Source organism: Pseudomonas sp. PvP100 (genome assembly GCF_017833055.1).
In the GTDB taxonomy this organism is placed as follows: Bacteria; Pseudomonadota; Gammaproteobacteria; order Pseudomonadales; family Pseudomonadaceae; genus Aquipseudomonas; species Aquipseudomonas syringae.
This window is the reverse complement of record NZ_JAFIBO010000001.1, coordinates 5,100,475-5,123,224: the sequence shown is the minus strand read 5'-3', so window position 1 is coordinate 5,123,224 and position 22,750 is coordinate 5,100,475. Positions and strand designations below refer to the sequence as shown.

General features: G+C 58.6%; 14 protein-coding genes. 6 read left to right on the top strand and 8 right to left on the bottom strand.

Going from position 1 to position 22,750, the window contains the following annotated elements; genetic code table 11:
* The first annotated feature begins 83 nt into the window (after positions 1 to 83).
* A complete protein-coding gene (gene yccS / locus JOE39_RS22145; protein ID WP_057445400.1) occupies positions 84 to 2,282 on the top strand; it encodes a YccS family putative transporter in 2,199 nt (732 codons plus the stop codon).
* On the opposite strand, the gene JOE39_RS22140 is transcribed toward yccS, so the two are convergent.
* Positions 2,260 to 3,000, bottom strand: a complete 741-nt coding sequence (locus JOE39_RS22140) for a transporter substrate-binding domain-containing protein (protein WP_024663299.1) — start codon at positions 2,998 to 3,000, stop codon at positions 2,260 to 2,262. The two genes, yccS and JOE39_RS22140, sit on opposite strands and share 23 nt — an antisense overlap.
* A gap of 228 nt (positions 3,001 to 3,228) precedes the next feature.
* On the opposite strand from JOE39_RS22140, the gene JOE39_RS22135 reads away from it, so the two are divergent.
* On the top strand, positions 3,229 to 3,687 hold the full coding sequence (locus tag JOE39_RS22135) for a GNAT family N-acetyltransferase (protein ID WP_003305636.1): 459 nt from the start codon (positions 3,229 to 3,231) through the stop codon (positions 3,685 to 3,687).
* A gap of 7 nt (positions 3,688 to 3,694) precedes the next feature.
* Here the strand turns inward: JOE39_RS22135 and JOE39_RS22130 are convergent, their stop codons facing one another.
* Genes JOE39_RS22130 through JOE39_RS22120 form a run of 3 tightly spaced genes read right to left on the bottom strand, consistent with a single transcriptional unit; the run spans position 3,695 to position 6,713 of the window.
* Positions 3,695 to 3,991 carry a winged helix-turn-helix domain-containing protein gene (locus JOE39_RS22130; protein WP_003392169.1) on the bottom strand — a complete coding sequence of 99 codons (297 nt, stop codon included), beginning with the start codon at positions 3,989 to 3,991 and terminating at the stop codon, positions 3,695 to 3,697.
* Between the two features lie 26 nt (positions 3,992 to 4,017).
* Positions 4,018 to 4,542 carry a M48 family metallopeptidase gene (locus tag JOE39_RS22125; RefSeq protein WP_003392171.1) on the bottom strand — a complete coding sequence of 175 codons (525 nt, stop codon included), beginning with the start codon at positions 4,540 to 4,542 and terminating at the stop codon, positions 4,018 to 4,020.
* Positions 4,543 to 4,574: 32 nt separating this feature from the next.
* Positions 4,575 to 6,713 (bottom strand): EAL domain-containing protein, encoded by a 2,139-nt coding sequence (locus tag JOE39_RS22120; protein ID WP_032663053.1) that lies wholly within the window; start codon positions 6,711 to 6,713, stop codon positions 4,575 to 4,577.
* Positions 6,714 to 7,031: 318 nt separating this feature from the next.
* On the opposite strand from JOE39_RS22120, the gene JOE39_RS22115 reads away from it, so the two are divergent.
* Complete coding sequence (locus JOE39_RS22115) at positions 7,032 to 7,703, top strand: polysaccharide lyase family 7 protein (protein WP_003318160.1); 672 nt, start codon at positions 7,032 to 7,034, stop codon at positions 7,701 to 7,703.
* Positions 7,704 to 7,786: 83 nt separating this feature from the next.
* Here JOE39_RS22115 and putP read toward each other — a convergent pair whose 3' ends face one another.
* Entirely contained in the window at positions 7,787 to 9,274 is a 1,488-nt protein-coding gene (gene putP, locus JOE39_RS22110; protein ID WP_010419844.1) for a sodium/proline symporter PutP, read from the bottom strand.
* A gap of 129 nt (positions 9,275 to 9,403) precedes the next feature.
* Between putP and JOE39_RS22105 the strand changes: the two genes are divergently transcribed.
* On the top strand, positions 9,404 to 9,574 hold the full coding sequence (locus JOE39_RS22105) for a hypothetical protein (RefSeq protein WP_154218214.1): 171 nt from the start codon (positions 9,404 to 9,406) through the stop codon (positions 9,572 to 9,574).
* 157 nt (positions 9,575 to 9,731) lie between these two features.
* Positions 9,732 to 13,685, top strand: coding sequence for a trifunctional transcriptional regulator/proline dehydrogenase/L-glutamate gamma-semialdehyde dehydrogenase (gene putA, locus JOE39_RS22100; protein WP_004414757.1), 3,954 nt, complete (start codon positions 9,732 to 9,734; stop codon positions 13,683 to 13,685).
* Positions 13,686 to 13,913: 228 nt separating this feature from the next.
* On the opposite strand, the gene JOE39_RS22095 is transcribed toward putA, so the two are convergent.
* Positions 13,914 to 14,753, bottom strand: coding sequence for a syringactin (locus JOE39_RS22095; protein WP_003392183.1), 840 nt, complete (start codon positions 14,751 to 14,753; stop codon positions 13,914 to 13,916).
* A gap of 242 nt (positions 14,754 to 14,995) precedes the next feature.
* On the opposite strand from JOE39_RS22095, the gene JOE39_RS22090 reads away from it, so the two are divergent.
* Positions 14,996 to 16,798 carry an acyl-CoA dehydrogenase gene (locus tag JOE39_RS22090; protein ID WP_210078275.1) on the top strand — a complete coding sequence of 601 codons (1,803 nt, stop codon included), beginning with the start codon at positions 14,996 to 14,998 and terminating at the stop codon, positions 16,796 to 16,798.
* Positions 16,799 to 16,820: 22 nt separating this feature from the next.
* On the opposite strand, the gene JOE39_RS22085 is transcribed toward JOE39_RS22090, so the two are convergent.
* Positions 16,821 to 19,442 carry a DUF6543 domain-containing protein gene (locus JOE39_RS22085; RefSeq protein ID WP_210078665.1) on the bottom strand — a complete coding sequence of 874 codons (2,622 nt, stop codon included), beginning with the start codon at positions 19,440 to 19,442 and terminating at the stop codon, positions 16,821 to 16,823.
* Between the two features lie 136 nt (positions 19,443 to 19,578).
* Entirely contained in the window at positions 19,579 to 22,710 is a 3,132-nt protein-coding gene (locus JOE39_RS22080) for a DUF6543 domain-containing protein (protein WP_210078277.1), read from the bottom strand.
* Positions 22,711 to 22,750 lie beyond the last annotated feature (40 nt).

Sequence of the window (22,750 nt, the reverse complement as noted above, 5' to 3'; positions counted from 1 at the left end):
GGCGGATGTACAGCCAGTCATTTGGTCTGTACATATCCTCCTGCACGATCGATCAATTGCGAACAGGGCCGTCAAGCTAACCCATGGCATCGAAATCTCTCCGTCATACATTCCGTCGATTGTGGGCGCTGGATAAATTCAGCTATAGCGTTCGAGTCTTTATCGCACTGACCGGCAGCATGGCGCTGTGCTGGTATCAAAACGAAATGGCGTTACTGATCCCGCTGTTTCTGGGGATTATCGCCTGCGCCCTGGCCGAGACCGACGACAGCTGGCAGGGCCGACTCAACGCACTGGCCGTGACACTGGTGTGTTTCAGCATCGCCGCCCTCGCCGTCGAATTGCTCTTCCCCTACCCCATCCTGTTTGTCTGTTCACTGGCGCTGGCCAGCTTCTGCCTGACCATGCTGGGCGCGCTGGGTGAACGCTATGGCGCGATTGCCTACGGCACGTTGATCCTTTCGGTCTACACCATGATCGGCGTCGATCAGCGTGGCGGTGAAGTGCTGGACTTCTGGCATGAACCGATGCTGCTGGTGGCGGGCGCAGCCTGGTACGGCCTGCTGTCGGTGCTGTGGCAGATGCTGTTTTCCAACCAGCCGGTGCAACAGGCGCTGGCGCGACTGTTTCGCGAGCTGGGCCAGTACCTGAAACTCAAGTCGACCCTGTTTGAACCAATTCGCACACTCAACGTGGAGGCCCGTCGCCTGGAACTGGCGCAGCAGAACGGCAAAGTGGTCGCCGCGCTGAACTCCACCAAGGAAATCATCCTGCACCGCGTCGGCAGCGGCCGCCCCGGCTCCAAAGTCAGCCGCTACCTGAAGCTGTACTTCATCGCCCAGGACATCCACGAGCGCGCCAGCTCGTCGCATTACCCCTACAACTCACTGGCCGATGCGTTTTTCCACAGCGACGTGCTGTTCCGCTGCCAGCGCCTGCTGCGTCAACAGGGCGTTGCCTGCCAGGCGCTGTCGGAATCCATCCAGCTGCGGCAGCCGTTCGTGTATGACCCAAGCTTCGCCGAAGCCATGGAAGACCTGCACGCGTCCCTTGAGCACCTGCGCATCCAGAGCAACCCTGCGTGGCGCGGCCTGCTGCGTTCGCTGCGCGCGCTGGCCGCCAACCTTGGCACTCTGGATCGTCTGATCAGCGACGCCAGCAACCCGGACGCCGTGGCCGATGCCACCGACAGCAGCCTGCTGGACCGCTCGCCGCGCAACCTCAAGGATGTCTGGACACGCCTGCGCCTGCAGATGACCCCGACTTCGCTGCTGTTTCGTCACGCGCTACGCCTGCCGCTGGCATTGACCATCGGTTACGCGATGGTGCACCTGATTCACCCGTCACAGGGCTACTGGATCATCCTGACCACGGTGTTCGTCTGCCAGCCCAGCTACGGCGCTACCCGGCTCAAGCTCGGCCAGCGGATCATCGGCACCGCGATTGGCCTGACGGTCGGCTGGGTGCTGTTCGATCTGGTCACCAGCCCGATTCTGCAATCGATGTGCGCCGTGCTGGCCGGGGTGGTGTTCTTCGTCAACCGGACCACGCGCTACACCCTGTCGACTGCAGCCATCACGGTGATGGTGCTGTTCTGCTTCAACCAGGTCGGCGACGGTTACGGCCTGTTCCTGCCCCGGCTGTTCGATACGTTGCTGGGCAGCCTTATTGCTGGCCTGGCAGTGTTCCTGTTTCTGCCGGACTGGCAGGGGCGGCGCCTGAACAAGGTGCTGGCCAACACCCTGACCTGCAACAGCATCTACCTGCGGCAGATCATGCAACAGTACGCCAAGGGCAAGAGTGACGATCTGGCCTACCGACTGGCGCGGCGCAATGCCCACAACGCCGACGCCGCGCTGTCGACCACGCTGGCCAACATGCTCATGGAGCCCGGTCACTTCCGCAAAGAGGCCGACGTGGGCTTTCGCTTTCTGGTGCTGTCGCACACGCTGCTCAGCTACCTTTCAGGCCTCGGCGCGCATCGTGATACGCAATTGCCGAGTGATGTGCGCGAACACCTGATCGATCACGTCGGTGCCACGCTGGCCGCCAGCATCGACGAGATCGCTGCTGGGCTGGCCGAGAAAAAGCCGGTTGCGGTGCAGAGCGATGTCGAGGAAGGGTTAGCCGCGCAACTGGAGCAACTGCCCGAAGACATGGACGAAAGTCAGCGACTGGTGCAAGCCCAACTGGCGCTGATCTGCCGCCAGCTGGCCCCGCTGCGCACCCTCGCCGCGCACTTGATCAAAGCTCCGGAGGCTACTGCAACCCATGCAGTCTGAGCAGTTCATCATAGGTGCCATCCGCTTTCATGGCGGTAATTTCGCGATCGAAGTCGGCGACGATCTTGTCGTGGTGGGGATTTTTCAGGCTGACCAGAATATGCAGGCTGTTCTCGCTCAGCGAGCCCGGTAGAAACTCGACCCGGTCACGAACCTCGTCCGGTTCCATCGCCAGGTTGTAACGGGCGACGTATTCGTCTTCAAGGGTCAGGTCGACACGCTCGGCAGCAAGCATGCGTATGGCGGTGGAGAAGTTTTGCACAGGGACTTTCTGCAACTGGGTGTCGCTGTCAAAAGCAGGGGTATAAGCGTAACCGCGCACGACAGCGATGACGTACTTGTGCAATTGCTCATGGGTCAGGGCACCAATCGGCGATTCCTTGCGCTTGATGAAGCGCACCCGATTGAGCAGGTATTGCGCAGAAAACTGGCCAACTTTCGTACGCTCCTCGCTGAACCAGGCATTGATCAGCACATCGTGACGCCCTTCACTCAAGCCCAACATCGCTCGCGCCCATGGCACTTGCTCGTACAGCGTGGTGTATCCAGCACGACGCAGCGCCGTATTGACGATATCGGTCGCCAGCCCGCCGTTGAGCAGCAGCGCGTCGGTAAAGGGAGGCCAGGGGTCGGCGACTAGACGCAGCTTTTCAGCTGCGTTGGCCTGCGCCATCAGCAGAACGACCAGCAACCCCACGGCTCGAAGCGACTGCAACATGCTCAGGTTCCTGAAAGGGGCGGCATACCCAATTTAATCCTATCGGCAGGGAAACGCTCGCGCGTTAAGGCGCCTGCCGTTTTTAATTGAAGACCTCAAGCAGGCAGTGGACAAGCCGGGCAAGCAACATGATCAACCGGCGCACCCTTCAGAACGTTGACGGCGATTATTGGGAATGTCGCCGGATACGTTTAGACTTCGCTTCTGGTTTCCCTGCGAGTCTGCGACATGTCTATCAAATGGATCTGCAAACATCACACCGAGCTAAGCATCGAGCAACTCTATGCCGTGCTGCAACTGCGTGCCGAAGTGTTTGTGGTCGAGCAGCAATGCGTGTATCTGGACGTCGACGGACAGGACCTGACGGGCGATACCTGCCACCTGATGGCCTGGCAGGAAGACAAGCTGGTCGCCTACCTGCGTTTGCTCGACCCCATCCAGCAAGGCGGCGACGTGACCATCGGCCGGGTGGTGACAGCGCCTTCGATTCGCAGCAGGGGCATCGGCCATGAGCTGATGGAGCAGGCCCTGGAAAACGCCGAACGCAAATGGCCCGACCAGCCCATCTATCTATCGGCCCAGGCGCATCTGCAAGGCTATTACAGCCGCTACGGCTTCAATCCGGTGGGCGAGGTCTACCTGGAAGACGACATTCCGCATATCGGCATGCGTCGCGATCTGGACTGAAAACCGCTCAGGGATACTCCAGCACGGCCTTGATGCGTGGCAGATTGTCGGCAATCCAGCCCTTGTCAACAGCGCCCCAGTCACGGATCCGGTAGCTGCCGGCGTGATTGCGGCCGCCTTCGAGCTGTTCGAAGTCACACACAATATCCAGATCGGCGAGCGCACTGATGGTGTCCTGCGCGGTACGACGCGGCATGCCGGTTGCCGCCATCAGTTCCGGGACACTGCTGGCGATCTGTGAATCGATCAGGTAAGCCACGTACAGGCGGCGATAGAAACTGCTTTTGGTCTTGCTGACCTGCATCTTCGAATCCTTTTTCAGTGCCTGGCTCAGCATGGCGCTCGTGCGGCCTGCAGATCACGGTACGTCAGGTACACGCGCAAATCGAACTCCAGTTGGTGATAACCGGGCAACATGTACTCGCACAACTGATAGAACGCCTTGTTGTGATCCGACTCACGAAAATGTGCAAGCTCGTGCACAACGATCATTTTCAGAAATTCCGGCGGTGCTTCCTTGAACAGCGCGGCCACACGAATTTCGTTACTGGCCTTGAGCTTGCCGCCCTGCACTCTGGATATCTTGGTATGCAGGCCCAGCGCGCGATGGGTCAGGTCCAGGCGATTGTCGAAAAGCACCTTCTTGATGGCTGGCGCGTTGCGCAGGTGATCCTGCTTGAGCGCCAGCGCATAGGCGTAAAGGGCCTTGTCGCTCTGGACCTGATGCCGCGCGGGGTAGCGCTGCTGTAGATAATCTGCCAGGCGATCCTCGGCAATCAGCTGCTGCACCTGATCCTGCAGGGCCTGCGGATAGGCCTGCAGGTATTTGAGCGGAGCATGGCTGGATGCAGTCATAGGGCCTTTGCGTGAGATCGAAAAACGCCATTCTACAACAATCCGCTCTGCCTCAAGCCCGCCACGTCAAAGTGCCCGGGAAAGCGCAACGCGTCCTCCGGCACCATCGGATGAGCGATCAGAAAGCCCTGTATGACCTGACAGCCGTTGTCGGCCAGCCACTGATACTGCTCGGCTGTCTCGACGCCTTCGGCAATGACCAGCATGTCGAGGTTGCGGCTCAGGTCGATGATACTGCTGGCCATCGCCGCCTCGCGCTTTGACCCGACGATGTTGGCCACAAAACGCCTGTCCAGCTTCAAGGTGTCGAGTTGCAGATTGCGCAGGTGCGACAACGAGCATTCGCCCGTACCAAAGTCGTCGAGCGCAATGCGCACACCGACCTCATGCAGCAACTTCAGCTGTTTGTGGCTGTGTGTCAGGTTGTTGACCAACGCGGTTTCAGTGATTTCCACCTCTATTTGCCCAGGCTTCAGCTCGAAGCGATCCATGGCGCGTTTTAATTCCGAAGCCAGATTGGGCAGACAGAATTGCGTGGGACTGACGCAGACACTCAGCACCATGTCGGGCGCGAAGATGTGGCTCCATGCCTGACGCTGCTCGGCGCCCTGATCAAAGATCCAGCTGCCGAGCCGATTGATTAGCCTGGTCTCTTCCAGCAGCGGAATGAACAGCGCAGGCGGGACCTCTCCGACCGCAGGATGCTGCCAGCGCAGCAAGGCCTCGAAACCACGCAAGCGACCATCCGCCACGTGAATCTGGGGCTGGTACACCACTGAAAAATCCCGACCGTCGATGGCCGTACGCACGCTTTCCTCAAGCATCAGGCGCGAGCGGGCGCGCCCGTTCATGTTCTGATCATAGAATCGATATTGCTGCCGCCCGGCACGCTTGGCTTCGTACATGGCGATATCTGCCGCGCGCAGAAGACCGTCCAGATTCGAGCCGCAGTCCGGAAAGGTTGCAATACCGACGCTGGCACCCAGCGTGATCTCGACGCCGTCGACCTGGCGTCTTCCGGATACCCGCTCAATGAGCTTTTCGGCGATCTTGGCCGCCTGTTCGGGGTAATCCAGCCCGTCGATCACGACAGTGAATTCATCGCCGCCGATGCGTGCCAGCACATCATAGGGGCGCATGGTGGCCTTGAACTGCTCGGCGACCCAGAGCAATACCTGATCACCCGCTTCATGGCCCAGTGAGTCGTTGATTTGCTTGAAGCCATCCAGATCCATGAACAGCACGACCAGGTATTTATCGGCACGCTCGTTGCGCAACAGCATGCTTTCAACGGCCTGATAAAGCCCTCGGCGATTGAGCAGGCCAGTCAATGCATCGGTGACAGCCTGCTTTTCAAGCTGCTGATAAAGATCACGGACCACCGACATATCGAGAACCGTCAGCACCATTGCCTTCTGTTCGGCAGGCAGCGCCGCGCAGGACAACGCTACGGGCAGTTGCGTGCCTTGCGCCGTACGCAGAATGGCGTCGTGCACGCGATAGGTGTCGGACTTGCGATAGTGCTGGTAAAAACCCGAGTCCAGCCAGTGCCCCACCTTCGGTTCGATGATGTAGTCCAGCACCTGGGTGCCGCGTAGGTGATCGACTGAAGTGTTCAATAACTGACAGATAGCCGGATTGGCAAAGCTGATGGTGCCCGCTTCGTCAACGACCAGAATGCCTTCGGCGACATTGGCCAGCACCGATGCGTTGAACGCACGGGCCGACTCCAGCTCCAGCGACAGCTGTTGCAGCGCACGGCGGTTGCGCTGCTGCTCGAGCAGGGTCTGCACCTTGGGCTTGAGCACATTCGGGTCGAAAGGTTTGAACAGATAGTCCGTCGCACCATTCGCATAGCCCTTTTGCACCGCATCCTGGGTCTGCTCATTGGCGGTGAGAAAGATAATCGGCGTAAGACGGGTGCGCTGACTGCCGCGCATCAGTCGCGCGACCTCGAAGCCGTCCATGCCCGGCATCTGCACATCCAGCAAAACCAGGTCGACTTCCTGCTCGAGCAGTACGGTCAATGCTTCTATTCCGGAACTTGCAGTCACAATGTGCCAGTCCGTTCTTTGCAGAACAGCACACATCGTCACCAGATTTTCCGGGTAATCGTCTACAACAAGTAAAACTGAAGAGCCATCATCTGGCTGGTTTGGCACGCGTTCCATGCTGCTTCTCTTTGTGGGCATGACGCCTGAGACTCAGGACGACCGTCATACTTTGGAATAACTCTAGCCTCGTCTCGCCAAAAGCAGAAGCAAGGCGCCTCTTCCCTACTGTCAAAGTTCGATCTAGCCGACTAACGGTCATTCTCTACACCCCTTGCAGGCTCTGCCCTGCAGAAGAAGTGACAGCACTTTGACGCCATCCGTTCGACATTTTTTTATTAACAAATTGTCCTACAAGTCGTATAAAAGTCGGCTGAAGCCTCGCGCCAGAGGCTTTTTCTATGAGCGATACAAAGACATTTAGGGACGGAGACAAAAATGGTAGATCTTGGATCGTGGAATCTCAGCATCCCGGTGGGGTCACCCCCCAAGACCATCGAAACCGCTCAGTTAGTAAAAGGCTACGACGGTAAATATTTCAAATCCAAAACCGACGCCATTGTGTTCTGGTCGCCCGTCACCGGCAGTAAAACCGAGAACGCAAAATATTCCCGTAGCGAACTTCGGGAAACATGGGCAGACGGCTCTCTGCATAATTGGGTCTATCCGGACGCCGACAACTATCTGAACGCCAAACTGGAAGTCGACCAGGTGCCGTCCAGCGGCAAGATTGTCATCGGACAAATACATGCATACGAAAGCACAGAGCCGCTCCTGAAAGTCGAGTTCCAATACAAGGAAGACACCAAGACCGGCGACATCGTTGCAAAAGTCCGCAACCGCTATGACGACGACGAAAGCAAGGTTTACACCATCGTAGAAGGTGTGAAGCTGAATGAGACATTCAATTACGTGATCAACCTGAGCAAGGGCGGAAAACTGTCCGTCAGCGCCAAGGATAAGGACTGGAGCACGCGCATCAGCGAGACCTGGCGGGACAAGCCTCTGTACTTCAAGGCGGGGGTGTATACCCAGGACAATACCGGGTACACCTCGGAGGGCGGCAAGGCGACGTTCTACAACCTCGACATCGATCACAACCAGAGCTGATCGGCACGCTGTTCACAGCCCGCATACAAAACGGCCCGCGCTTCACGAAGAAGAACGGGCCGTTTGTGTTTCAGTCAGACCTGTCAGCGGTTAGCTTTGAAATCCTGTTCGGCTGCCAGGAAACGGGTCTGCATGGACGCAGAAGCGGGCTTGCCGATCAGGCTGAACACCACGATAGCGATGCTGGCCAGGATGAACCCGGGGATGATTTCATACAGCCCCATCGTACTGAACTGTTTCCAGAGCACCACAGTGGCCGCCCCCACAATCACTCCGGCCAGTGCGCCGTTACGGGTCATGCCCTTCCACAGTACCGAAATCAGCACCACAGGGCCGAAAGCTGCGCCGAAACCGGCCCAGGCGTAACTCACCAGACCCAGCACGCGGTTTTCAGGATTGGCCGCCAGCAGAATGGCAATGATCGCGATCAGCAGTACCATTGCCCGACCTACCCAGACCAGTTCGACCTGCGAAGCGTCTTTGCGCAGATAAGCCTTGTAGAAGTCCTCGGTCAACGCACTGGAGCACACCAGCAACTGGCAGCTCAGCGTACTCATCACCGCAGCCAGGATGGCCGACAGCAGCACGCCCGCAACCCAAGGGTTGAACAGCAGCTTGGCCAGCTCGATGAACACCCGCTCCGGGTTTTCAGTCACCGGCCCGGCAACATCCGGGTGCGCCGAGAAATAGGCGATGCCGAAGAAACCCACCGCCACGGTGCCGCCCAGGCACAGGATCATCCAGGCCATCGAGATGCGTCGGGCGCTGGCAATCGACTTGACCGAATCGGCCGCCATGAAACGCGCCAGGATGTGCGGCTGGCCGAAATAACCCAGGCCCCAGCCGAGCAGGGAAATGATGCCGATGAAAGTCGTGTTCTTGAACATGTCGAAGCTGGTCGGATCTTTCGCTTCAATTGCCAGAAAGGTGGTATCGACACCGCCCGTTGCCAGCAGAACGATGATCGGCGTAAGGATCAGCGCGAAGATCATCAGCGTGGCCTGCACGGTGTCTGTCCAGCTCACTGCCAGAAAACCACCGACGAAAGTGTAGGCGATGGTCGCCGCAGCACCGGCCCACAGGGCGGTTTCATAGGACATGCCGAAGGTACTTTCAAACAGACGCGCACCCGCAACGATGCCCGATGCGCAATAGATGGTAAAGAACACCAGAATCACGATGGCCGAGATGATGCGCAGCAGGCCGCTGTTGTCTTCGAAACGGCTGCTGAAGTAATCCGGCAGGGTCAGTGCGTCGCCGTTGTGCTCTGTCTGCACGCGCAGACGGCCGGCCACGAACAGCCAGTTCAGGTAGGCGCCGATGATCAGGCCAATGGCGATCCAGCTTTCCGACAGGCCGGACATATAGATGGCACCGGGCAAGCCCATCAACAGCCAGCCGCTCATGTCAGAGGCACCTGCTGAAAGAGCGGTGACCACGCTGCCAAGACTGCGTCCGCCGAGGATGTAATCCGAAAGGTTGTTGGTAGAGCGATAGGCCATCAGGCCGATCAATACCATTGCCGCTATATAGATCACGAACGTGATCAAGGTAGGGTTGCTGACACTCATGAGTTCTGCCTTGGCATTATTTTTATGTTGGCACCCGATGCCAAAGGGAATAGCGACCGAAATTCGGCACATCCCTGCTTTTGCACCCGACACCGCGTTGACTGATCGCTCCGCAAGGATTGGCAATCAATGACTGGCGGTTGCACCGCGGGAACGAATCCTATTAAACAAAGCAAACAAGGTGCAACCCATTTCATCATGCAAGTTACACCTGTTACAAAAAACCCGGCGCAGGTGCATTTACGCGCCATTTTAGGGCGTTTTCCGCGCAATCTACAAAAAATCACGCACCAGCATTGAGCGTCGCGCTGGTTTTATGGGTCACCCGCCGGAAACGTCACAAAATATTCTGCAAATAGGGTTGCACCCGGTTGCACCTGACCCCGTCCCGAGGCTAATCTGCGCCAAAGCCGATGCCACCTTCGCGTGCCTATAAAGCCTATAAAGAGGACAACACATGGCCACCACCACTCTTGGCGTCAAACTTGACGACCCGACCCGCGAGCGATTGAAAGCCGCAGCCCACTCTATCGACCGTACACCGCACTGGTTGATCAAGCAGGCGATCTTCAATTACCTGGAAAAGCTCGAGAGTGGTGCAACCCTGTTGGAGCTCGACGGTGCTGCCGGCAAGGAAAACGAAGACCGCGGCGAGCTGGCAGAAGACGCGGGGCTGCAATGCTTTCTGGATTTTGCCGAGAGCATTCAACCGCAGTCCGTATTACGTGCAGCCATCACTTCCGCCTACCGCCGCCCCGAGCAGGAAGTGGTGCCGATGCTGCTCGAACAGGCCCGCCTGAGCGCGCCTGTTGCCGAAGCAACCAACAAGATGGCCGCTTCGATTGCAGAGAAACTGCGTAACCAGAAAAGCGCGGGCGGTCGCGCAGGCATCGTTCAAGGCCTGTTGCAGGAGTTTTCGCTGTCCTCTCAGGAGGGCGTTGCGCTGATGTGTCTGGCCGAAGCGCTGCTGCGTATTCCGGACAAGGGCACCCGCGATGCCTTGATTCGCGACAAGATCAGCAACGGCAACTGGCAGCCGCACCTGGGCAACAGCCCGTCGCTGTTCGTCAACGCCGCCACCTGGGGCCTGCTGCTTACCGGCAGGCTGGTTGCCACTCACAATGAGGCGGGCCTTACGTCCTCGTTGAGCCGCATTATCGGCAAAAGCGGCGAACCGATGATCCGCAAGGGCGTCGACATGGCCATGCGCCTGATGGGCGAGCAATTCGTCACGGGCGAAACCATCGGTGAAGCCCTGGCCAACGCCAGCCGCTTCGAAGCCAAAGGCTTCCGCTATTCCTACGACATGCTGGGTGAAGCGGCGCTGACCGAACATGACGCACAGAAGTACCTCGCGTCCTACGAGCAGGCTATCCACTCCATCGGCAAAGCCTCCCACGGTCGCGGCATCTACGAAGGCCCGGGGATTTCCATCAAGCTGTCGGCACTGCATCCACGCTACAGCCGCGCCCAGTACGAGCGGGTGATGGATGAGCTGTACCCGCGCCTGCTGTCGCTGACCCTGCTGGCCAAGCAATACGACATCGGTCTGAACATCGACGCCGAAGAAGCCGATCGCCTGGAGCTGTCGCTGGATCTGCTCGAGCGCCTGTGTTTCGAACCACAGCTCACCGGCTGGAACGGTATCGGTTTCGTTATTCAGGCGTATCAGAAGCGCTGCCCTTATGTGATCGATTACGTGATCGACCTGGCACGCCGCAGCCGCCATCGTCTGATGATCCGCCTGGTCAAGGGCGCGTACTGGGACAGCGAAATCAAGCGCGCCCAGGTCGAAGGCCTGGAAGGCTATCCGGTGTACACGCGCAAGGTGTACACCGACGTGTCCTACATTGCCTGCGCCCGCAAGTTGCTCGCGGCACCGGAAGTCATCTATCCACAATTCGCTACGCACAACGCCCATACCCTGGCGGCCATCTACCAGATTGCCGGTCAGAATTATTACCCCGGCCAGTATGAATTCCAGTGCCTGCACGGCATGGGCGAGCCGTTGTACGAGCAGGTCGTGGGCAAAGTCGCCGACGGCAAACTGAATCGCCCTTGCCGCGTGTACGCCCCGGTCGGCACTCATGAAACACTGCTGGCCTATCTGGTGCGTCGCCTGCTGGAAAACGGCGCCAACACGTCGTTCGTCAACCGGATTGCCGACCACTCGATCTCCATTCAGGAACTGGTGGCCGATCCAGTCAGCCAGATCGAACGCATGGCAACCCAGGAAGGCGGTTTCGGCCTGCCGCACCCGCGCATTCCGCTGCCACGTGATCTGTACGGAACCGAACGCGCCAACTCCAGCGGCATCGACATGGCCAACGAACATCGTCTGGCTTCGCTGTCTTCGGCCCTGCTGGCTACCGCGCACAACGACTGGAAAGCCGCCCCGATGCTGGGCTGCCCGGCCAGCGCTGGCACGCTGAGTGCTGCGCTGAACCCATCGGATCTGCGCGACGTGGTCGGTCATGTGCAGGAAGCTTCCCTGCCAGATGTCGATAACGCCATCCAGTGCGCCTTGAGCGCCGGTCCGATCTGGCAGGCCACTCCGCCTGGCGAGCGCGCTGCGATTCTGGAGCGTGCCGCTGACTTGATGGAGGCTGAAATCCAGCCGCTGATGGGCCTGCTGGTCCGTGAAGCGGGCAAGACTTTCGCCAACGCCATCGCCGAAGTGCGCGAAGCCGTGGACTTCCTGCGTTACTACGCCGTGCAGGCGCGCAACGACTTCACCAACGACGGCCATCGTCCGCTGGGTCCGGTGGTCTGCATCAGCCCGTGGAACTTCCCGCTGGCAATTTTCAGTGGTCAGGTGGCTGCTGCGCTGGCTGCGGGTAACCCGGTGCTGGCCAAACCTGCCGAGCAGACACCACTGATCGCTGCACAGGCCGTGCGCCTGCTGCTTGAAGCGGGCATTCCGGAAGGCGTGGTGCAATTGCTGCCGGGTCGCGGCGAAACCGTAGGTGCCGGGCTGGTCGGCGACGAGCGTGTCAAAGGCGTCATGTTCACCGGCTCCACCGAAGTCGCCCGCCTGCTGCAGCGCAACGTGGCAGGTCGCCTCGACTCACAGGGTCGCCCCATTCCGCTGATCGCCGAAACCGGTGGCCAGAACGCGATGATTGTCGACTCTTCGGCGCTGACCGAACAGGTGGTGATCGACGTGGTGTCTTCGGCGTTCGACAGCGCCGGTCAACGCTGCTCGGCACTGCGCGTGCTGTGCCTGCAGGAAGACTCTGCCGATCGCGTCATCGAAATGCTCAAGGGCGCGATGGCCGAGAACCGCCTCGGCAATCCGGAGCGCCTGTCCGTGGACATCGGCCCGGTGATCGACGCAGAGGCCAAGGCAGGTATCGAAAAACACATCCAGGCCATGCGCGACAAGGGCCGCACGGTCTATCAGGTGGCCATTGCCGACAGCGCCGAACTCAAGCGCGGCACTTATGTGATGCCGACCTTGATCGAACTGGAAAGCTTCGATGAGCTGCAACGCGAAATCTTCGGTCCGGTACTGCACGTGGTGCGTTACAAGCGCAAGGAGCTCGGTCTGCTGATTGATCAGATCAATGCTTCCGGTTACGGCCTGACCCTGGGCGTGCACACCCGCATCGACGAGACCATCGCCAAGGTCATCGACAACGTCAATGCCGGCAACGTCTACGTCAACCGCAACATCGTCGGCGCGGTGGTGGGTGTTCAGCCATTCGGCGGCGAAGGCCTGTCCGGCACCGGCCCCAAAGCCGGTGGCCCGCTGTACCTGTATCGCCTGCTGTCGACGCGCCCGCAGGACGCTATCGAGAAATCGTTCGTCCGCAGCGACGCGCTGTCTGCACCGGATACACGCCTGCGTGAAGTTTTGGGCAAGCCGTTGCAGGCACTCAAGGCCTGGGCTGCCAGCAACCAGCAAAGCGATCTCGACGCCCTGTGCAGTCAATACGCCGAGCAATCGCAAAGCGGCATCACCCGCCAGCTGGCGGGCCCGACCGGCGAACGCAACAGCTATGCGATCCTGCCGCGTGAACACGTACTTTGCCTGGCTGACGACGAGAACGACCTGCTGATTCAACTGGCAGCCGTACTGGCGGTCGGCAGCTCTGCCGTGTGGCCGGAAACCGACATCAGCAAACCGCTCCGGGCTCGCCTGCCAAAGGACGTTCAAGCGCGCATCAAGCTGGTACCTGACTGGGCCAAGGACGAAGTCACCTTCGACGCCGTCCTGCACCACGGCGACTCCGATCAGCTACGTGCCATCTGCCAGCAGATCGCACAACGCAGCGGTGCCATCGTCGGCGTCAACGGCCTGTCCCACGGCGAAACCAACGTGCCGCTGGAACGTCTGGTGATCGAGCGGGCATTGAGCGTCAACACTGCGGCGGCGGGTGGCAATGCGAGCCTGATGACGATCGGCTGATGCCGCCCGGTAACAGATGACGCGGAGCGTCACGAACGGCATTCCCACGCTGGAGCGTGCGGAACGAGAGGTGTCCGAAAGACACCGACCGTTCCCATGCTCTGCAATGAATATCGTGCTACTCAGCGATGGCACGCAGTGATGGACGCTCTGCGTCAGCAATCTTCAAACTGTCAATACAGTACGCATAGACCGCCGCTAGTACAGCCACATTAAAACGGACATTTACTATGAACCTGCACTGTAATGGTCATAGTCCTGCTTGGTTACTGCGCCTCCAACAACCCCTTCAGTAGCGGCATACATGGCTGCACCTCGCCATGCGGCACTTTCCGGCTTAGGATCAAGCGTCATACCAATCAGTGCTCCCTTGGGCGCTTTTTCAGTAATACTCTTTTTAAGCTTCTCATAAAACCCTGACTCATTAACTCTGCTACCTGACAGCACCAGGTTTTTATAAAGCAATGAGCGAACATCAACATTAGTTCTTTGCACAGCCAGCACAATCGTATCGGCCAAGATATTAATAGAATCGTCAGACAATGCGAACTGAGGATCGAACGAGCCTTCCCAATTATTTTTGGTCAGCTTCAGTGCCGCCGAAGGAAGTAGTACACCCTGAAAAACAGGGTCAACCGTGATGATAGCCGTTTTTTTATCCGTCCTTATTGCGACCCCGGTTACATTCGGAACCGTTTCACCCTCCAGCGTCGTTTTTGTACGATCCAATGAAAAAAGAATTGCAGAAGCAGCCGACTTCAGAAAAACCCCCTTCAGCCTATATTTGTCGTCGTCAAAGCTTAGCTGAAGAAGCTTTTCCTTGCCCGCCTTCGGCATCAGCGAGGGGACGACATACATAATCGTCACCTCGTCATTGTCTGACCATTTAAACTTATCCAGCAGTACCGTATCCAACAGCGCTGAAACTGCCCCCCACTCGACAACCTCTCCCTGTCCATTGAAAAGCTTCTCCGGCACCGGGAGGTCAACACTGGGCACAGCCTCTCCCCTCCAACCTGCCTGAATAGTAGCCGGACTTATATCCATTACAATAACCTTTGAGTCCATAACTCTTCTCCTTGATAGTCGTAGCTCATTAACTTACGCCTATACTCTGAAATAAAAATCGGGCAGGAGAACCTGATAAAAATACCAGCAGTTAGATTTTTTTCGACAACAGATGCGTGGAAAGCTGACGGCCGATTTCCAGGCGTGTCCTTTTTACACCCCCATCACGCTCGTCAATCCTCCTGTTCATCGCGTACGCCCGGCTCTAGACTCGGAAGATTCCAAAAATCAGGTACGCCATCATGTCCGAGTCGCTGCTCAGTTCCAGAAATCTGGCTTTCGAGCTGTATGAAGTTCTGGACGCCGAAGGTCTGACGCGTCGCGAGCGCTTTGCCGAGCATTCGCGGGAAACCTTTGATGCGGCGCTGGGAACGGCGCGCGCCATTGCGGAAAAGTACTTTGCACCGCACAACCGCAAGGCCGACGAAAACGAGCCACGCTATGAAAATGGCGAAGCCATCCTGATACCGGAAGTCAAACCCGCGATAGACGCGTTTCTCGAGGCCGGCTTTCTCAATGCATCACGCGATTTCGACGCAGGCGGCATGCAGTTGCCTACCCTGCTGTCGCAAGCCTGTTTTGCCCACTTTCAGGCGGCCAATGTCGGGACCACGTCGTACCCGTTTCTGACGATGGGCGCGGCCAATCTGATCGAGAGTTTTGCCGACGACGAGCAGAAGCAGCGTTTTCTGCAACCCATGATCGAAGGCCGCTTCTTCGGCACCATGGCGCTGACCGAGCCGCATGCCGGTTCGTCGCTGTCAGATATCCGCACACGCGCCGAACCGGCAGGCGACGGCACTTATCGGCTGCGTGGCAACAAGATATTCATTTCCTGCGGGGATCATTCGCTGTCGGAGAACATCGTGCACATGGTCCTGGCAAAACTGCCGGATGCGCCGGCCGGGGTCAAAGGTATCTCGCTGTTCATCGTGCCCAAGTTTCTGGTCAGCGATGACGGCAGCCTCGGCCAACGCAATGATGTGCTGCTGGCGGGTCTGTTTCACAAGATGGGCTGGAAAGGCACCACCTCCACCGCGCTGAATTTCGGCGATAACGGCGAGTGTGTCGGCTATCTGGTGGGCAAGCCTCATCACGGCCTGAATTACATGTTCCAGATGATGAACGAAGCGCGCATCGGCGTCGGGCTTGGCGCGGCGATGCTGGGTTATTCCGGCTACCTTTATTCACTGGAGTACGCCCGCGAGCGGCCGCAAGGGCGCTTGCCGGATAGCAAAAGCCCGGACAGCAAACCGGTATCCATCATTGAGCATGCTGATGTGCGGCGCATGCTGCTGACCGAGAAAGCTTACGTGGAAGGCGCGTTTGACCTGTGCCTGTACGCCTCGCGGCTGTTCGATGACACACAGACCGGCGAAAGCGAAGACGATCGCAAGCACGCGCATGAATTGCTGGACCTGCTGACCCCGGTGGTCAAGTCATGGCCGTCGGAGTTCTGCCTGAAGGCCAACGAACTGGCGATCCAGGTCCTGGGCGGCCACGGTTACACCCGCGAATACCCGGTCGAGCAGTATTACCGGGATAACCGCCTCAATGCGATCCATGAAGGCACTCACGGCATCCAGTCGCTCGACCTGCTTGGCCGCAAGCTGGCGCAGAATGGCGGCACCGGCCTCAAGCAACTGCTGCGCCTGATCTCGGCGACCTGCGAACGCGCCCAGGCCCATCAGACACTCGACGAACTGCGCCAACCCCTGCAGCAACTGCTCGCACGCGTGCAGACCGTCACCCTCGGGCTGCTGACCGATCTGGCACAGGGCAGAATCACCAGCACGCTGGCCAACTCGGCGCTGTACCTAAAGGCATTCGGCCACACGGTAGTCGGTTGGCGATGGCTCGAACAGGCGATCCGCGCAGAAGAAGGTTTGATTGGTGGCAATCAGGCCGACGGCGACTTTTATCGCGGCAAACTGCAGGCAGCCAGGTACTTCCTGACGTGGGAAGTACCGGGTTGCCATCACGAACTGACGATTCTAGAGAACCGCGATGACACCTGCCTGGCAATGCGCGACGACTGGTTCTGATAAAAACCTGACTAGCACTTGATCAGTGAAAGCCGAACAGATCCGCCAGTGGCTCCTGCGGGAAAAACCGGTCGACCAGTGGCTTGGCATCGTTACCCAGCTTGAGTGCGTACTGCTCTCGGCTGAAGGGCTCGCCCGTGCGCATGTCGTAAAGCGCGCGTCCTTGAGCAGGACGATCCACCTCCTGCATCTGGATTTTCATGATGCGGTAAAACTCGCCGCTCACCTCTTCGATGCTGTCGATCTGAAAGTAGCAGCCGGGCAAAAAGATTGATTCGGCTTCCTCGGGCGAGGCTGAAAACGGTGCAATCGGCGTGGCCCTCAGGTATCGGCCCTTGGGCAAAACGAAGACCACCGACGTGTCATCGAAAGTTACCGGGCCAATCATGGCGTTAATGGGCGCACCGGCCCGACTGCTGGCGAAGGCGCTGACCACATAGGGGTTTTCACTGAACGAGGTGACATCGGTATTGACCAGCACATCACCGACCTTGATCTGCCCGCTGCGGAACACGGCACCCGAAGTCCCGCGATCACCACTGCCGCCGCGGTACAACTCGACATCATTGTTGTACCCCACCACCTGGATGTCATCGGCCAGTCGTTCGATGAGTTGTACCTGATTGGCCCTTTTGCTCTCGCCCGTGCGCAGGAACTGATTGAATTCAGCGTCATCCTGGGTATAGAGCATGATATTTCTGCCGTAATAGTCGTCCTCACCGAGCTTGAAAACCCGGTGTTTGCCATGCCAAGGGTCTTTGTACACCTCGTCGCCGTCGGGTGATGAGTCCGACATAGGGGCCTCCTCAGGGCCTGGCTCCCAAATCGTCATCACGTCTTTCTGCCGAGCCAACGCCACTTCGGCATAGTGCTGCTCATTGAACAGATCGGTTTGCAGATACCTGTCCCAAAAGGCCGAGTGCACGGTCACATAAGGCTTGCCCGTCGCGGCGGATGCACTGCTTGACGGCACCGGCACATCCATCGGGGCACCGCCCTGCAGACCGGGCGAGTCAAGTAACGCCCACTCCCCGTCGGCACTCAGACGCACCGGCTTGCTGCCTGCGAATGCAAACGGGTTGTCTGGGTTGACGATAAGCCAGCATTGCTGCTGCTCATTGAACATCACGCGATAGGGCAGTTGCGCAAGCTTGATCCAGGTTTCGCCATTGCCCAGCGTGTAGATGCCGCGAAACCTGCCCTCCGCAGTTGAAGGCGTCAGGCTGTCGAGCAGCAGGTTACCTTCCATATTGTCCAGTGGATGGGCCGGCGCGCTGCTGCTTTCCAGCACCTCGCTGGAGATCGGCAGCCCTTCGGTTGCAGCCACCGGCACAGGCTGAGGGACGGCACGCAGGGACATCAACAGCGGCAGGTTGAAGAGCAGATAAATAATGTTGTTGATCGCGCCCAACACGCCAGCCTTGCGCTGCGCCGCGGTCTCGCCATTGACCGCCTGATCAATGTTCAAACCGGTATTGGCGAGACTTGCGCCAACCAGCGTCAAGGCGATTGGCCAACCCAAAGCCGCAAGCCCGCCAAACGCCTGCATGAACGCGCCCAGGTAGCCGATCCACATCTGCTTGCGCAGATCCGCGTTGGAAGTCAGCCGTTCACGCGCATCGGCGGCCATGCCCTGTCGAACGACGTCTCGCAGATACACGAAGGGGTCACCCACAATAGGTGCCTGCCCCAGGTTGACGAGTGGGATGTCGGCACGCCAGTCGTGCGCGAGCAACTGGCTCACCGCGCGAAAGAATCGCTCACCGTCCTTTTTACGGGACGCCTCACCACGCAGAAACTGACGTGTTATCGCCTTGTCTGTGTGCTCGCCCATGAACCGGGCCTTGAGCCAGCGGTACACCGCACGTTCGCTATCGAACGCCATGAACGGCTGCTCGGCATCGGGCCAGTAGATGATCTCGCGGCCAGCGGCGGTGACGATACGCAAAATGTCATGGGCCTTGATGCCATCGATATCCAGCGTATGTAGCGTGATACCGGGAGTCGCAGGGAGCGGGCCCTGCAACGCCTTCAGCGTAGGCGTCTGCAAGGGGTCGGCGATGACGACGCTCGTGACATGCTTGAAATCGACGGCTGAAAGCTGGCCCTTGCGCAGACAATGACTGGCTGCAACCAGATAGCGTGCCTTGGCCAGGGTGCAGAAGTTCTCGCTGTGCAGGCTCCAGAAACGCTCCATACGGCGGGTGTACAGCGCGCTGAAATCAAGCGTCCACATGTCTCTGAGCACGTCCTGAGGCAGCATGGGCACCTCGTTGCGCTCGTCGAAAACCCCATGATCCGGGCCATCGGTATAGAAACCGCCGTACAGGGAAAGCTCGTCGCTGGCTTCCTGATCGTGGGCGCTGAAGTGCCGCATGAGCAACTCGATCAAAGTCATCGACTGCACCGGCGTTCCGGAATGCTGCCAGCCGGTAAACGTGCGTGGACTGCTGCTGGCACTGCTGAAACGATGCCAATACACCCGCTCCGGAGCGAACACGCGGTGGGTGTGCTGAAGAATGATCCTGCTGGCGGCGCTATGGGCCAAATCGTAAAGATCGGGATAATCGAGAACGAACTGCTGCGCACAGGCGCGCAGCTGTTGCTGGTCGGTTTCAGGTGTTTCCAGAGAACTCAGTGGCATGACGTCTTCCTGTATGAGAGAAGTCATGCACGTAATCATTCATCAGGGCGTTCGTGGTGCTAACTATCTATACCTTCACGGACGTATGAATGCAGGTGGCGGCTCAGCCGACGAACCGCTGCAAACACTGAATGCCTTACCAACCATTCTCGGAGCCTGGTGTAATTTTTGCCCTGCCCTTGAATGGAAAATAAAAGTCCACGGCCTCGTTCAGGTGTTCGATGTACAACACAGACAAGACCTCATCGACCGGTAAATAGGAACGCTCCAGCAGATCGAAATAGTCAGGTCGCAGCTTTCTCAAGACGTCTGACATGAGTTTGGGACCGGTCAGATCGGAAATGCGCGTCATGTACGGTGTCATCCGGTCTCTGGAGGCGCTGCGCGAGGCTTCGCTGCTGTGGTCAGTGAAGGGTCTGCGCGTACTGAAAAACGCCTTGTTGGTCTGCTTTTCATTCTGAAAGCGCATGTTTATTTCTTTCAGGATCCTCTTCAGCACCGGGTTGTCCGGGTGGCTGGCGAAATGGCTGTTACCCGGGCCGGTGTAGCTCAGTTGCTGCGCATCCAGACGCCTGCCCAGCAATACATCATTGGGCCCTGCTTTCAATGGCGTGCCTGCGAAAGGGACATTAATGGTGTCATCGCAATCCAGATAAATGCCGCCGTATTCGTTGATCAGCCGATAGCGCAGAATGTCCGACGCCGCCGCATAATTACGATTCTCCGAGTGCATGAAATAGTTGAACGCCTCGCCATTTTCACCCTTCAGGAACGTGGGGAAAAACGCTTCTTCCTTGAGCCTGGAAATCCGCATCTGCGGATGTTCGCTGAAGTAATCCAGCAACTGCTGATGCGCCGTCGGGTGGTGGATGTCGATATGCAGTTCGAAGCGCAAGTCCGGGCTGGTGCGCATGTTATCCAGCATCTTTTCCAGCAGGTTATCGCCCGGCATGCGTTCGCCCAGCCATATGTGATGAATCACACGGCTGATGGGCTCGGCATCTGCAGGCAACCTGGGCACGCGAGGGAAAGAATAGATTTCGAACCGGCGGCTCTGTGGCAGTTTTGCCTCTACCTTCCTGAATGCATCCTCCGACCCACTGTTCCAGAAACCGTTGCGGTCCAGCCAGACCAGGCCGTTTGAAGACGAGTCAGTGCGCCAGCATGGAATATCGGCATCGTAATAGACGTTCTTCCTGATCCCTCCGATCTGAATGAAGTACTTCTCTACGACCGTCCCTTTTGCCTGGCTCTGTACCTCCTCGACCATGATCTGATCCAGTGGCAACTCGACCTGTACCTTGGGGCCCCAGCGCTGTACCTCGATTGCGGGCTCGTCAGGTATGACCGCCACCACCGCGCTGTCTGCCTCACTGGCCGGCGGTAATCGCGAGCCGTCGAAGCTTTCCCCGCCACGCAAACCAAGCTTGAGGTCCAGATCCCAATAGCCGGTGTCGATAGTCTTCACGTAAGGCCCCCAGACACGCGGATCAGAATCAGAGCGAATCCGGTACTGCTTTTCCTGTGGCACCCACTCGACCCGAAACGCCTGATCATGCAGCTCGATGTAACTTTTGCCTTGCAGCGGATAAATACCCGCCACTTCGCCCGAGGCCAGTCCTGGCAGGTCTTGAGTCACTTCGAGCGCGCGCAACAGGCGGCGCATTTTGGCATCGAGCGAACGCAAGGCCGGCGGCTCTTCCCTGAACACCGGAATCGGCTCGACCTCGATAACAGGGTCGATCGGTGTGGTGGGGCCAGAAACCTCATAACCGCCTCGCGCCTCGTCAATCAGCCTGGTTTCGGCACCAGCCTCAACCGCAGCGCCCCCCTCGGCAATAATCGGTAACGCGTTCAATACACCGAAGGCAATCCGCCATAGCCCCGTCTGGCGCGCGTCCAGCGTACGGCCATTGACCGCGGCATCGACGCCCAGCCCGACCAGCGCGAGAGACAGCCCCGCGATGACCGGAATCAGTTCAGGAAAGACGATCGCGACGCCGCCCAGGACAGACACGCACTCACTCAACCCGCTGCTGGCTTCCTCTTTCCAGTAATCGCTATGGCTGCGTATTTTTTGCAGCGCGTCCGCTTCAGACTTCGCCTTGACCCGATGCTTGAAGTGCGAGAACGGCCAGGGCTGTAGCGGCTCGCCGAACTGCACCAGTTTGCGCGGGTTCCACCCGCCGGTCGCCGCGTCCAGCAGTTTGGGGTAGACAGCGAAGCCTCTGAGGGCGGTGGCAACGCCGCTGTAGAAAAAGCCATCGACGTCATCCGCAGCACTGAAATGCCCCTCGAAAGACCTACGTTTGCCTGGATCCTTGCACATCAGCGCGATCCAGTCCTTGAGCGCGTCGGCGTTGGCGAAGGTATGAATCGGTGACGAGTTGCCAGGGATGTAGAGCAGCACGGTCGGCGAATCGGCACTGCGTATGACCATGATGTCGGCGGCGCTGTAGCCATGCACCTGCAATTCGGAAATCGTCACGCGAGTGGAAATCGGCGCGGCGACAAAAGCGCCGAAACTCAGCTGTTTCCAGCCCTGATCGGCAGGCAGCCCGAGCGCCTCCAGCACCATGTCCTTGTGCTCGGCCTTGAGCGTGTTTTCCTCGGCTTGCAGCCAGGCCGCCCTGAACAGACCGGCCTTGAGCATCAGGTTGTAGTCGTCGGCGTGCGCCTGCCAGAACTGTTTCAGGTAGGCGAGATAGCCGGCTTGCAGGTTGTGATCCCAGATGTACTGCTTGAACGCCTCGGCAGTCAGGCGCAGTTGCGTCGTCGAATTGTAGTGCTGCGGAGCGGTTTTCCGGTACACCGCTTCATAAGCGACGCAGTCATAGGACGGCAGTTTTTCATCCATGACCTGACAGTCGAGACCGTCCTCATGATGGGGCTGCAAATGCCCGAGGTGATCAAACCAGTCGCCATTACCGTTTTGCTGCCAGTTGCGCAGCAGCGCCTCGGTCAGCGTCATCGAGTGAGCGACATTGGCGCGGTGAGGAGCGGGATAGAGCTTCGGGTCCTCGATATACAGCGTGGCGATCAAAGTGTCGTCCGGATCGATCTCGATACCCCACCTTGACTGGCATTCTTGTGCCACGTCCCGCGCAGCAAGGGCGGCAGGTGACTGTAGGCTGATCGGGTTGAGGCGGAAGTAATCGCTGACCGAATAGTCTTCGTCTACCCGCGCCCAGAACTCTGCGTCAGAGTCATCATCGCCAGCCCTGTCGTCATCGCCGAAGTCGTACTGTGCTGCAAATTCATCGTCCATGATGAAAACCTTCTTGGTGGTTGGAGCCCCTACAGTAGGG

Excerpts from the sequence above, each read along its gene's own strand:
- yccS (WP_057445400.1), top strand. The coding sequence starts at position 84 with ATGGCATCGAAATCTCTCCGTCATACATTCCGTCGATTGTGGGCGCTG.
- JOE39_RS22140 (WP_024663299.1), bottom strand. The coding sequence starts at position 3,000 with ATGTTGCAGTCGCTTCGAGCCGTGGGGTTGCTGGTCGTTCTGCTGATG.
- JOE39_RS22135 (WP_003305636.1), top strand. The coding sequence starts at position 3,229 with ATGTCTATCAAATGGATCTGCAAACATCACACCGAGCTAAGCATCGAG.
- JOE39_RS22130 (WP_003392169.1), bottom strand. The coding sequence starts at position 3,991 with ATGCAGGTCAGCAAGACCAAAAGCAGTTTCTATCGCCGCCTGTACGTG.
- JOE39_RS22125 (WP_003392171.1), bottom strand. The coding sequence starts at position 4,542 with ATGACTGCATCCAGCCATGCTCCGCTCAAATACCTGCAGGCCTATCCG.
- JOE39_RS22120 (WP_032663053.1), bottom strand. The coding sequence starts at position 6,713 with ATGGAACGCGTGCCAAACCAGCCAGATGATGGCTCTTCAGTTTTACTT.
- JOE39_RS22115 (WP_003318160.1), top strand. The coding sequence starts at position 7,032 with ATGGTAGATCTTGGATCGTGGAATCTCAGCATCCCGGTGGGGTCACCC.
- putP (WP_010419844.1), bottom strand. The coding sequence starts at position 9,274 with ATGAGTGTCAGCAACCCTACCTTGATCACGTTCGTGATCTATATAGCG.
- JOE39_RS22105 (WP_154218214.1), top strand. The coding sequence starts at position 9,404 with ATGACTGGCGGTTGCACCGCGGGAACGAATCCTATTAAACAAAGCAAA.
- putA (WP_004414757.1), top strand. The coding sequence starts at position 9,732 with ATGGCCACCACCACTCTTGGCGTCAAACTTGACGACCCGACCCGCGAG.
- JOE39_RS22095 (WP_003392183.1), bottom strand. The coding sequence starts at position 14,753 with ATGGACTCAAAGGTTATTGTAATGGATATAAGTCCGGCTACTATTCAG.
- JOE39_RS22090 (WP_210078275.1), top strand. The coding sequence starts at position 14,996 with ATGTCCGAGTCGCTGCTCAGTTCCAGAAATCTGGCTTTCGAGCTGTAT.
- JOE39_RS22085 (WP_210078665.1), bottom strand. The coding sequence starts at position 19,442 with ATGCCACTGAGTTCTCTGGAAACACCTGAAACCGACCAGCAACAGCTG.
- JOE39_RS22080 (WP_210078277.1), bottom strand. The coding sequence starts at position 22,710 with ATGGACGATGAATTTGCAGCACAGTACGACTTCGGCGATGACGACAGG.